Source organism: Streptomyces seoulensis, assembly GCF_004328625.1.
In the GTDB taxonomy this organism is placed as follows: domain Bacteria; phylum Actinomycetota; class Actinomycetes; order Streptomycetales; family Streptomycetaceae; genus Streptomyces; species Streptomyces seoulensis.
On the sequence record NZ_CP032229.1, the window covers coordinates 4461177 to 4472470 of the forward strand.

Annotated in this window: 9 protein-coding genes and 5 tRNA genes; 9 read left to right on the plus strand and 5 right to left on the minus strand. The window is 70.9% G+C overall.

Annotated elements, in window-relative coordinates; genetic code table 11:
- Positions 1–145: 145 nt before the first annotated feature.
- The 4 genes from D0Z67_RS20790 to D0Z67_RS20805 all read right to left on the minus strand — a co-directional run bounded on the left by D0Z67_RS20790 (position 146) and on the right by D0Z67_RS20805 (position 5447).
- Positions 146–721, minus strand: a complete 576-nt coding sequence (locus D0Z67_RS20790; RefSeq protein WP_030808427.1) for a GTP-binding protein — start codon at positions 719–721, stop codon at positions 146–148.
- On the minus strand, positions 702–1100 hold the full coding sequence (locus D0Z67_RS20795; RefSeq protein ID WP_030808431.1) for a DUF742 domain-containing protein: 399 nt from the start codon (positions 1098–1100) through the stop codon (positions 702–704). The genes D0Z67_RS20790 and D0Z67_RS20795 overlap by 20 nt, the downstream gene beginning before the upstream one ends.
- A 111-nt stretch (positions 1101–1211) precedes the next feature.
- Positions 1212–1625: a roadblock/LC7 domain-containing protein gene (locus D0Z67_RS20800; protein ID WP_020128762.1), complete on the minus strand. Its 414-nt coding sequence runs from the start codon at positions 1623–1625 to the stop codon at positions 1212–1214.
- Positions 1626–1634: 9 nt separating this feature from the next.
- Complete coding sequence (locus tag D0Z67_RS20805; protein WP_031181772.1) at positions 1635–5447, minus strand: sensor histidine kinase; 3813 nt, start codon at positions 5445–5447, stop codon at positions 1635–1637.
- 598 nt (positions 5448–6045) lie between these two features.
- Between D0Z67_RS20805 and D0Z67_RS20810 the strand changes: the two genes are divergently transcribed.
- The 9 genes from D0Z67_RS20810 to D0Z67_RS20850 all read left to right on the plus strand — a co-directional run bounded on the left by D0Z67_RS20810 (position 6046) and on the right by D0Z67_RS20850 (position 10297).
- Positions 6046–6240, plus strand: a complete 195-nt coding sequence (locus D0Z67_RS20810; RefSeq protein ID WP_031181773.1) for a hypothetical protein — start codon at positions 6046–6048, stop codon at positions 6238–6240.
- Between the two features lie 396 nt (positions 6241–6636).
- Positions 6637–7422: a fumarylacetoacetate hydrolase family protein gene (locus D0Z67_RS20815; protein WP_031181774.1), complete on the plus strand. Its 786-nt coding sequence runs from the start codon at positions 6637–6639 to the stop codon at positions 7420–7422.
- Positions 7415–8899: a glutamate--tRNA ligase gene (gene gltX, locus D0Z67_RS20820; protein WP_078873391.1), complete on the plus strand. Its 1485-nt coding sequence runs from the start codon at positions 7415–7417 to the stop codon at positions 8897–8899. The genes D0Z67_RS20815 and gltX overlap by 8 nt, the downstream gene beginning before the upstream one ends.
- Before the next feature lie 99 nt (positions 8900–8998).
- Positions 8999–9727, plus strand: a complete 729-nt coding sequence (locus tag D0Z67_RS20825) for an HAD family hydrolase (protein ID WP_031181776.1) — start codon at positions 8999–9001, stop codon at positions 9725–9727.
- 91 nt (positions 9728–9818) lie between these two features.
- A tRNA-Gln gene (locus tag D0Z67_RS20830) sits at positions 9819–9890 on the plus strand.
- Positions 9891–9929: 39 nt separating this feature from the next.
- Positions 9930–10002, plus strand: a tRNA-Glu gene (locus D0Z67_RS20835).
- A gap of 28 nt (positions 10003–10030) precedes the next feature.
- A tRNA-Glu gene (locus D0Z67_RS20840) sits at positions 10031–10103 on the plus strand.
- A 21-nt stretch (positions 10104–10124) separates the two neighbouring features.
- Positions 10125–10196, plus strand: a tRNA-Gln gene (locus D0Z67_RS20845).
- 28 nt (positions 10197–10224) lie between these two features.
- A tRNA-Glu gene (locus tag D0Z67_RS20850) sits at positions 10225–10297 on the plus strand.
- A 167-nt stretch (positions 10298–10464) separates the two neighbouring features.
- Here D0Z67_RS20850 and ndgR read toward each other — a convergent pair.
- A complete protein-coding gene (ndgR, locus tag D0Z67_RS20855; RefSeq protein ID WP_030808445.1) occupies positions 10465–11181 on the minus strand; it encodes an IclR family transcriptional regulator NdgR in 717 nt (238 codons plus the stop codon).
- Positions 11182–11294 lie beyond the last annotated feature (113 nt).

An 11294-nucleotide genomic window follows, 5' to 3' on the forward strand; every position in this document is an offset into this window, starting at 1 on the left:
GCGGTACCGGTCGACCGCGTCGCGTGGCGAACTACGGCATTTCCTCTGCCGAACTGTTATGAACACCGGAGCCGACCGTGTCAAAGGCCACAGCCGGCTCCGGGTGAGCTACGACAACTGCCTTACGGCAGATCGCACTTGGGCCCTACCGCAGGCGGGCCATCAGGGCGTGCTCGACCAGGGTGATCAGCGCGCTCTTGGCGTCCGAACGGTGCCGGGCGTCGGTCGTGATGATCGGCGCGTCGGGTCCGATCTGGAGGGCCTCGCGGACCTCGTCGGGGTTGTAGGGCTGCTGGCCGTCGAAGCCGTTGAGGGCGACGACGAACGGCAGACCCGAGTTCTCGAAGTAGTCCACGGCCGGGAAGCAGTCCGCGAGCCGGCGCGTGTCGACCAGCACCACCGCGCCGATGGCGCCGCGCACGAGGTCGTCCCACATGAACCAGAAGCGGTCCTGACCGGGCGTACCGAAGAGGTACAGGATCAGGTCCTGGTCGAGGGTGATGCGGCCGAAGTCCATGGCGACGGTGGTCGTCGTCTTGTCCCCGGTGTGGGTGAGGTCGTCGATGCCCGCGGACGCGGACGTCATGACGGCCTCGGTGCGCAGCGGGTTGATCTCCGAGACGGCGCCCACGAACGTGGTCTTGCCCACGCCGAAGCCGCCCGCCACCACGATCTTGGCGGAGGTCGTGGCCCGCCCCGAGTCAGAGCTTGCGAAGTCCACTGAGCACCCTTTCGAGCAGCGTCACATCGGGAGCGCCGCCGTTGTTCTCGTCGCCGCCCGGCTGGTGAACGGCGACCATGCCGGCCTCGGCGAGGTCGGCCACCAGAATGCGGGCCACGCCGAGGGGCATGGCCAGGAGCGCGGAGACCTCCGCGACCGACTTGACCTCCCGGCAGAGGTGGCAGATGCGCTGGTGCTCAGGGAGCATTCCCATCAGCGCTGCCGGGTCGGCCGTGGTGCTGATCAGCGCCTCGATGGCGAGCTGGTAGCGCGGCCGGGTCCGGCCACCGGTCATCGCGTAAGGACGTACCAGTGGCTGGTCGCCCTCGTCGCCGTACGGTTCCGCGTACGGATCATGAGAGGCGTTGGGCGGGGTCATGAATCCTCCGGGCGGGACAGCAAGTTGGTCAGTCGTGCCGTCTGACGGGGCCGGTGGGGGGATTGTGGCGGCCGGACGGTTGTTTCGTGTGCTGGGTGGTGCCGGGGTGGGTCAGTGGAGCAGACTGCCTTGTAGTTCGGCGCGCAGGTCCGGGGTGAGTACCGCACCCGCGCGGTCGACGAGCAGCGTCATCTCGTAGCCGACGAGGCCGATGTCGCACTCGGGGTGCGCGAGCACGGCGAGGGACGACCCGTCCGAGACGGACATGAGGAACAGGAAGCCGCGTTCCATCTCGACGACGGTCTGCGCCACGCTGCCACCCTCGAAGATCCGGGACGCCCCGGCCGTGAGAGAGGTCAGGCCGGACGCGACGGCCGCCAACTGGTCGGCTCGGTCCCTCGGGAAGCCCTCGGACATCGCCAGCAGAAGGCCGTCGGCGGAGACCACCACCGTGTGCGACACCCCTGGGGTGTTGTCCACGAAGTTGGTGATCAACCAGTTCAGGTTCTGTGCCGCCTGGCTCATCGGACTCAACTAACGCTCCTGCTGGTGAGTGGGGCTCGGGAAGCTGCCGGTCTGGCCGCCCCCGGCCTGACGGCCCTGAGCGATACCCCGACGGAGATTGGTCAGCCGGCCGCGTACGTCGTCAGGCGCACGGGAGACCTGCGGACCGCTGTGGTGCTGTTGCTGCTGTGCCGTGCCCGGGACGAGGTTCGCCTTGGGCACACGGCGCGGCAGACCGGAGGTGGTGACACCGCCCGCCGCGGGCTGCCGTACGCGCTCCGCCTGCCGGACGAGTTCGTCGTTCGGAGAGGTGCGCCAGGAGCCGGTGGTGGACGACGACTGCTGCGGGGCGGGCGCGGGGGCCTGCGCCTGCGGCTGCTGAGGGGCGGCCGGAGCGGACTCCGACTGCTGCTGCTGTTCCTGCTGGAACCAGTTGGTCTCCAGCGTGTCGTACAGCGGGGTACGGCCGTCACCGGAGTTGCCGGCCGGGGCCGGGGGCAGCGCCCAGTTGTCGGCCGGCGCCTGACGCGCCGGACGCTGCGGGGCGGCGGGCCGCTGCTGCTCGAACTGGCCGGTGTTCGCGGCCTGGTTCGGGTTCTGCGCGGCCTGCCCGCCGTTCTGGTGCTGCGCCTGCCGGGCGGGCAGCGCGTGCTGGCCGGTGTTGCCGGCCTGGTACGCGTCATAGCCCTGCTGGACCGGGAACTGGCCGGTGTGCTGCGGGGCCTGGGGATTCTGCTGGCCCTGCTGCTGACCCTGGGGGCCGCCGAACAGGTCGGGGCGGGTGTACTCGTCGCCGCCCTGCTGCCGTCCGTAGCCGCCCGCCTGCGGGGCGCCCGGCTGCTGGTACTGGCCCATGTTCTGCGGGTCGCCCGCACCCGGACGCTGGAACTGGCCCGTGTGCTGGGCCCCGTTGGCGCCGGGCCGGGCGAACTGCCCGGTGTGCTGCTGCTGGTCGCCCGCGCCGTAGAGGTCCTGGCGGGGGAAGCCGCCGGTCTGCGAGGGGTCCTGCGCGTCGATGCGGGGCATCTCGGCGGTGCCGCCCATGCCGTGGCGGTCGTCGATGCGCGGCATGCGCGCGGTCTGCGACGGGTCCTGCTCGTCATGGCCGCGCGGCACGTCCAGCGAGGCACGCGAGGCGGGGTTGCCGCCGGGCAGCTCGGCACGCGGGCCGCCACGCGGCGGCAGCTGCGGCTGACGTCCCTGCTCGGCACCGGCACCGGCGCCACCGCGCTGCTGCTGGGCCGGGCCGCGCCCGCCGAAGGGGTCCTGCTGCTGGCCGCCGGGGTTCGCGGTGTGCATGCCCTGCGGGGCACCCGGCGCCTGGCCGGCCGGGGCCGGACGGTTCTGCTGGCTCTGCTGGTTCTGCTGGCCGGGCTGGTTCTGCTGGAAGGCACCGGGACCCTGCGGGCCACGGGCGCCACCGGGACCGCCGGGGCGGCCGCCGTTCTGGCCGTTGCCGGGCAGCGCCGCACGCGGGCCCTGGCCCGCGCCGACCTGGCCGCGCTGGCCGGGGCCGCCGGCCAGGAGTCCACCGGCCGCCGGGGCGCCGCCGAGGGCACCGCCACCGCCACCGCCGTTGTTCCGGCGCGCCGCCGCGGCACCGGCCGCGGCCTGCGCGGCGGCGGGACCGCCGCCGGAGCCGCCGCCGGCCTTGCCCGGAGCGGGCTTCTTGCCGCCCTGGGCGACGTCGACGGGCAGCATGACCAGCGCGGTCGTACCACCGGAGTCGGACGGGCGGAGCTGGATGCGGATGCCGTGGCGCTGCGACAGCCGGCCGACCACGAACAGACCCATGCGGCGGGAGACCGACACGTCCACGGTGGGCGGCGCGGCGAGGCGCTCGTTGATCGCGGCGAGGTCCTCGGGGGAGAGGCCGATGCCGGTGTCGTGGATCTCGATCAGCACGCGGCCGTCGGGCAGCGCGTGACCGGTGACCTTGACCTTGGTCTGCGGGGAGGAGAACGAGGTGGCGTTCTCCAGCAGCTCGGCCAGGAGGTGCACGAGGTCGTTGACGACGCGGCCGGCGACCTCGGTGCCCGGCACCGACGCCAGCTCGATGCGCTCGTACTGCTCCACCTCGGAGGCGGCGGCGCGGAGCACGTCGACCAGCGGGACCGGGCGGGTCCAGCGGCGGCCGGGCTCCTCACCGGCGAGGACGAGGAGGTTCTCGCCGTTACGGCGCATGCGGGTCGCGAGGTGGTCGAGCTTGAACAGCGAGGAGAGCTGGTCCGGGTCGGCCTCGCGGGACTCCAGCTCGGAGATGAGCGAGAGCTGACGCTGGATCAGGCCCTGGGAGCGGCGCGAGAGGTTGGTGAACATCGCGTTGACGTTGCCTCGCAGCAGCGCCTGCTCGGCGGCGAGCCGGACCGCCTCGTGGTGCACCTCGTCGAAGGCCGCGGCCACCTGGCCGATCTCGTCCCGCGAGTGCACACCGACCGACTCCACGGACGTGTCGACGTCCTGCGGGTCGGACTCGGAGAGCTGCTTGACCAGCTCGGGCAGACGGTCCTGGGCGACCTTGGTGGCGGTGTCCTGGAGGCGGCGCAGCGAGCGGATCATGGACCGGGCCACGACGAACGCGCCGACCAGCGAGACGCCGAGCACGAGCAGGATCAGCACACCCGAGAGGATCGCCTCCTGCTCGGAGGTCGCCTTCAGCTGGCGGGCCTTCTGCTCCATGCTGTCGAGCAGCTCGTGCTCGATCTTCTTCATCTGCTGGATCTTGGTGGAGCTGTCGTCCATCCAGTCCAGGTACGAGCGGGCGGGCTGTCCGGCCACGCCGTCGCGGGAGTCGAAGACCCGCTTGGCGTAGAGGTCGGCCGCCTGGATCGTCGGGTTGTTCTCGTCGATGGGCTTGAGGATCTCCTCGGCGCCCTGGCTCGCGTAGACCTTGCGGAAGATGTTGAGCTCGGAGCTCTCGCTGTCGTACGCGGCCTCGCCGTAGAGGCGGTCGTTGGTCGACAGGTCGCCCTTGGTGGCGTTGCTGGCGGGCAGGGCGGCCGCGATGACGGCTCGCTGCACCGACGCGTACTCCTTGGCCGAGGAGAACGCGGCCAGGGCGCGGGTGCGCTGGATCATCTCCGGGTTGCTCGACGCCTCGGCCATGTCCTGGGAGAGGTCGATGAGCTGGCTGATCAGCCGGTGGTACGCCTCGACGGTCTGGGTCGAGTTGCCCTCGGAGGTGTACGCGTCCCGGCGGATCTTGCCGAGCGCGTCGAGCTGGGAGACCAGGCCGACCAGGGTGTCGCGGACGCCCTGGAGGTTGCCGTCCTTGCTCGCCGCGTCGATGTCCTCGGCGGAGTCCTCGAAGGTCTTCTTGGCGTTGTCCGTCTTGTCGCGGAAACCCTTGACCGTGTAGTCGGACGACTTGAGACCGTGCGTCAGGGGACCGGCGGACTGGTCGCGCTCCTCCTGGAGCGCGGCGGCCAGCTCGGTCGCGCGCTGGGTCATCTCGGTCAGCAGCTTCATGTTGTCGAGCTGCTTGATGTCGTCCATCGAGTCGCCGATGCGCAGACCACCGAGGGTGGTGGCCGCGACCACCGGCAGCGCGAGCAGCGACACCAGGCGCGTGGAGATGCGCCAGTTGCGCAGCGCCATACGGGAGCCGGTGCTGGGCGTGGTCTTGGTCGTCTTCGCGGCGGGCGCCGCCGCGGGCTTGGCGCCGGGCGCGCCGGCCGGGGCGGACGCGCCGGGGCGTCCCCCGCGCTCACCCTTGTCGCCGGACGGTGCCTTGCCGGCGCCCTGGGCGTGCTGGTGCGAGGAGCCGCCGGTCATGGGGGCAGTCCCGCCCTGCGGCTCCGGCTCGGCCGAACCGCTGCCATCCCTCTTGAAACGTCCCTGCACTAGCGTCGCAACCTCTGGACCAGGCGCCCCTCCGCGCGAACGGCGGGACACGGTGTCGGCGTCATGAAGGGCGCCCTGAATACGCCCCCCGTGTGGTCTTGAGTGACCGGCGCTGGATTCCCCCCTTGCTCACCGCCACTCGGCGCGGCGTCGCGCCCCCTGCGCCGGCTCGTTCCTGCGGCGGTCCGTGGCATTCCAGCACAGTGCCGGATCTCCAACAAGGGACGCACCCCGAGCTGTGACCTACGTGACGGCGCGTGATCCGGGGATCACGACCGGTGGAACCGGATCACCCGTATAGGCGGGCAATTCCGGCGAGTCGAGCGCCCGTACGGGAGGCTCGAACGGTGTCCCAGTCGCCATGATCAGGAGCGGAATGATGGGTTCGGATGAGCAATGTCCGTTTCATCGCACCCGGCCGCGGGTCTGAATTGACCTATTTATGTGGCTCGTAGTGAGCAAACTCACACGCCCATCACGGGTGGTTCACGTGAGTGACGGGGATTCGCATGTTTAGCCTGACGCTTTACAGGATGAGCTGCTCTGCCCATTCCCACCCGATCACGCCCCCCGATCCCGAGGCCACAGGACGACAACGGTGAAGACGACGATGATGTTCCAGACGACGGCGAACCCGCGACGCACGACGCTGGCGCACCTGGACGACGCCGGCGACCTGCGGATCGCCGAGCTGCCCGAGCACCCCACCGACCTCCCCGACCGGACCGCCAACCCCCGGCGCACCATTCTGATGGAGCTGCCCGCCTCCGCCGTGGTCGAGGCCGGCGTCTGAGCGCACCCGCTCCGCCCGAGCGCGGCCCGGCGGCCCGTCCACCGTGACGGCCCACCGGGCCGCGCTCGCTTTTCCGGTCCGGCGGCGTCCGGCGGATTTAACCGCGCGCACGCGATATCCGCCCCGGCTAATCCCGTCCCGCGCATTTCCCGCCCCCTCCGGTGGCATTCCCCGTAATACGCCCGCACCCCGGCCCCGTGCCCGGCGGACCGCGCCACCAACGGGCCGCCGCCCCGCCGGACGTCACCCCGAGCCTCCCCGGATATCCGGAATTAATCCGCCCCGGTTTCCGCGCCGTATAACCACCGCCCGCCGCACCGGCCGAACGCCGGACGCGCGGACCGGTTAACCTGGGACGTCAGTACGCCGGATCTCAGTGAGAGGCGCCAGAATCCCGTGCGCATCGCCAGGTTCTCCATCGACGGGAACGTAGCCTTCGGCGCGGTCGAGGGCGACAAGCAGGACGAGCTCGTCCTCGACATCATCAAGGGCATCCCCTTCGCCGACCACGAGCTGTCCGGCACCAAGGTGCCCCTCAGCAAGGTCAGGCTGCTCCCGCCGGTGCTCCCCAACAAGGTCGTGGCCTTCGGCCGCAACTACGCCGAGCACGCCAGGGAACTGGGCAGCGACGTGCCCGACGTCCCGTTCGCCTTCTTCAAGCCCTCCACCTCGGTGATCGGCCCCGGCGACGGCATCCAGTACCCGCCCTTCACCGAGGAACTGCACTACGAGGCCGAGCTGGCCGTGGTCATCGGCCGCATGTGCCGCGAGGTCCCGCGCGAGCGCGTCAAGGACGTCATCTTCGGCTACACCTGCGCCAACGACGTCACCGCCCGCGACGTGCAGCGCCGGGAGAAGCAGTGGGCCCGCGCCAAGGGCTTCGACTCCTCCTGCCCGCTCGGCCCCTGGGTGGAGACGGACATCGACCTCGCCCGCGCGAACGACCTCACCGTCCAGCTCACCCTCAACGGCGAGCAGCGCCAGCTCGGGCGCACCAGCGAGATGGTCCACCCCATCGAGGACCTGATCGTCAACATCTCCGAGGCCATGACGCTGCTCCCCGGCGACGTGATCCTCACCGGCACCCCCGCGGGCGTCGGCTCCATGAGCGTCGGCGACGAGGTCGCCGTCACCATCGAAGGCATCGGCACTCTCACCAACAAGGTTGTCAAGCGTGGCTAGCGCAGCAGGCTCCCCCGTACGCGTCCGTTTCTGTCCCTCGCCCACCGGTAACCCCCACGTGGGCCTGGTGCGCACCGCCCTGTTCAACTGGGCGTTCGCCCGCCACCACGAGGGCACCCTGGTCTTCCGGATCGAGGACACCGACGCGGCCCGCGACTCCGAGGAGTCCTACAACCAGCTCCTGGACTCCATGCGCTGGCTCGGCTTCGACTGGGACGAGGGCCCCGAGGTCGGCGGCCCGCACGCGCCGTACCGCCAGTCCGAGCGCATGGACATCTACAAGGACGTCGCGGCCAAGCTCCTGGACGGCGGCTACGCCTACCGCTGCTACTGCTCCCAGGACGAGCTGGACACCCGCCGTGAGGCCGCCCGCGCCGCCGGCAAGCCCTCGGGCTACGACGGCCACTGCCGCGAGCTGAGCGAGGCGCAGGTCGAGGAGTACACGGCCCAGGGCCGCGAGCCGATCGTCCGCTTCCGGATGCCGGACGAGGCGATCACCTTCGACGACCTGGTGCGCGGCGAGATCACTTATCTCCCGGAGAACGTCCCGGACTACGGCATCGTGCGCGCCAACGGCGCCCCGCTGTACACCCTGGTGAATCCGGTCGACGACGCGCTGATGGACATCACCCACGTCCTGCGCGGCGAGGACCTGCTCTCCTCCACCCCGCGCCAGATCGCCCTGTACAAGGCGCTGATGGAGCTGGGCATCGCGAAGCAGATCCCGGCCTTCGGTCACCTGCCGTACGTGATGGGCGAGGGCAACAAGAAGCTCTCCAAGCGCGACCCGCAGTCCTCGCTCAACCTCTACCGCGAGCGCGGCTTCCTGCCCGAGGGCCTGCTCAACTACCTGTCCCTGCTGGGCTGGTCGCTCTCGGCGGCCCAGGACATCTTCTCCATCGCGGAGATGGTGGCCGCCTTCGAGATCTCGGACGTGAACCCCAACCCGGCGCGCTTCGACCTGAAGAAGTGCGAGGCGATCAACGCCGACCACATCCGGCTGCTCGACGTGAAGGACTTCACCGAGCGATGCGACCCGTGGCTGAGGGCCCCCTTCGCCCCCTGGGCGCCGGAGGACTTCGACGAGGCCAAGTGGCAGGCGATCGCCCCGCACGCCCAGACCCGGCTCAAGGTGCTCTCCGAGATCACCGACAACGTCGACTTCCTCTTCCTGCCCGAGCCCGTCTTCGACGAGGCGAGCTGGACCAAGGCCATGAAGGAAGGCTCGGACGCGCTGCTGCGCACCGCCCGGGAGAAGCTGGAGTCCGCCGACTGGACCTCGGCCGAATCCCTCAAGGAGGCCGTGCTGGCCGCCGGCGAGGCCCACGGCCTCAAGCTCGGCAAGGCCCAGGCCCCGGTCCGTGTGGCCGTCACCGGCCGCACGGTCGGCCTTCCCCTGTTCGAGTCCCTGGAGGTGCTCGGCAAGGAGACGACGCTGGCCCGCATCGACGCGGCGCTGGAGCGGCTCGCGGCGTAACGAACGCCACACCGCCAGGGGCGGCATCCGGCCACCGGATGCCGCCCCTCGGCGTTCCGGCGCGCTGCCGCGGGGGCGGGTGCCCGTTACCGTCGCCCCATGAGCATCCGAGCCGTGGTCTGGGACGTGGACGACACCCTTTTCGACTACACCACCGCCGACCGTGAGGGCATGCGGGCGCACCTCCTGGCGGAGGGGCTGCTCGCCCGGTTCGACACGCCTGAGCAGGCCCTCGCGGCGTGGCGGTCGGCGACCGAGGCCCACTGGGCGCGGCACGCGGCGGGGGAGGCCACGTTCGAGGGGCAGCGGCTGGACCGCGTACGGGCGTTCCTGGGGGCGGAACTCAGCGACGCCGAAGCTGAGGAATGGTTTCTGCGCTACGTCGGGCACTACCAGGCGGCCTGGCAGGTCTTCCCGGACGTGCTCCCCGCCCTGGACGCCCTCCCGGAGCACCGGCACGCGGTGCTGTCCAACTCCAGCCTGACCGTCCAGGAGCACAAGCTGCGCGTCCTGGGCCTGCGGGACCGGTTCGAGTCCGTGCTCTGCGCCGTGGAGCTGGGGGTGTCCAAGCCGGCCGCCGGGGCCTTCCTGGCGGCCTGCGAGGGGCTGGGGCTGCCTCCGCACGAGGTGGCGTACGTCGGGGACCATCCGGAGATCGACGGGCGGGGCGCGGCGGAGGCCGGGATGCTGTCCGTGTGGATCGACCGGGGCGGCCCGCACGCGCGGACGGCCGGGACGGCGCCGGCGCACCGGATCACCAGCCTCGCCGAACTCCCGGCGCTGGTCCGCGCGGATACCCGTTTTGGAGCCCCGTCCACCTTCGGGTAATGTTCTTCCTGCGCCGAGGGGAACGGGCCGAAAGGCCGGGCCCCAGGCGCATCTGCTAGAACAAGATCCCCACTCGGGGCTTGCGTTCCAGTGGCCTATGGTGTAATTGGCAGCACGACTGATTCTGGTTCAGTTAGTCTTGGTTCGAGTCCAGGTAGGCCAGCTCGCAGAGCTCATCTGCACCCGCGGATCTTGTCCGCGAGCCCCCGTTGTGTAGCGGCCTAGCACGCTGCCCTCTCAAGGCAGTAGCGCCGGTTCGAATCCGGTCGGGGGTACTGGTTCCGATCACTCGGAATCGCTAGGGCCCCCGTTGTGTAGCGGCCTAGCACGCCGCCCTCTCAAGGCGGTAGCGCCGGTTCGAATCCGGTCGGGGGTACTGACTGGTCTAAACCATCATTGGTCTATGGTGTAATTGGCAGCACGACTGATTCTGGTTCAGTTAGTCTTGGTTCGAGTCCAGGTAGACCAGCTCGGACCTGCGGAAACGCAGTGTCCAGGCCCCCGTTGTGTAGCGGCCTAGCACGCCGCCCTCTCAAGGCGGTAGCGCCGGTTCGAATCCGGTCGGGGGTACAGAAAGAAGGCTCCTCGCGCAGGCGAGGGGCCTTCGCTGTTTTCTGGGGCCGCTCCCAACAGCCGTACGCCGAAGCCCCGTTGAGCGAGACAGATCGGGCGGGAGCGGGCCGCGGCGTTGGGGCCCGCTCCCGCCCGGGGGAAGCGTGGAAGCGTCGGGGGAGTGCTCAGCCGGAGCGGCGCAGCGCCTCGGACAGCCGGGAGGCCGCGTCGATCACCGCCTGGGCGTGCATCCGGCCGGGATGCCTGGTCAGCCGCTCGATCGGTCCGGAGACCGAGACGGCAGCCACCACACGGTTGGACGGCCCGCGCACCGGCGCCGAGACCGAGGCCACGCCCGGCTCCCGCTCGCCGATCGACTGTGCCCAGCCCCGGCGGCGCACCCCGGACAGCGCCGTCGCCGTGAAGCGTGCCCCCTGAAGACCCCGGTGCAGCCGCTCGGGCTCCTCCCAGGCCATGAGGATCTGCGCCGAGGAACCCGCCTTCATCGTGAGCGTCGAGCCCACCGGCACCGTGTCCCGCAGTCCGGACAGCCGCTCCGCGGCCGCCACGCAGATCCGCATGTCGCCCTGGCGCCGGTAGAGCTGCGCGCTCTCGCCCGTCACGTCCCGCAGATGCGTGAGCACCGGGCCGGCCGTCGCCAGCAGCCGGTCCTCGCCGGCCGCCGCGGCCAGCTCCGACAGCCTCGGGCCCAGGATGAACCGGCCCTGCATGTCCCGCGCCACCAGCCGGTGGTGCTCCAGAGCCACGGCCAGCCGGTGGGCCGTGGGTCGTGCCAGTCCGGTGGCCCCGACCAGACCCGCGAGGGTGGCCGGACCGGACTCCAGAGCGCTCAGGACAAGGGCCGCCTTGTCCAGAACGCCGACGCCGCTACTGTTGTCCATGCAGCGATACTCCCGTCTCACTCTGTGAAACGCAAGTTCAATTTTCTCCGGAACGCGCCACTCTGGAAGCACACGGCGGCCCGCGTACGGCGGGCGCGGTGCCGGGCGCCCGT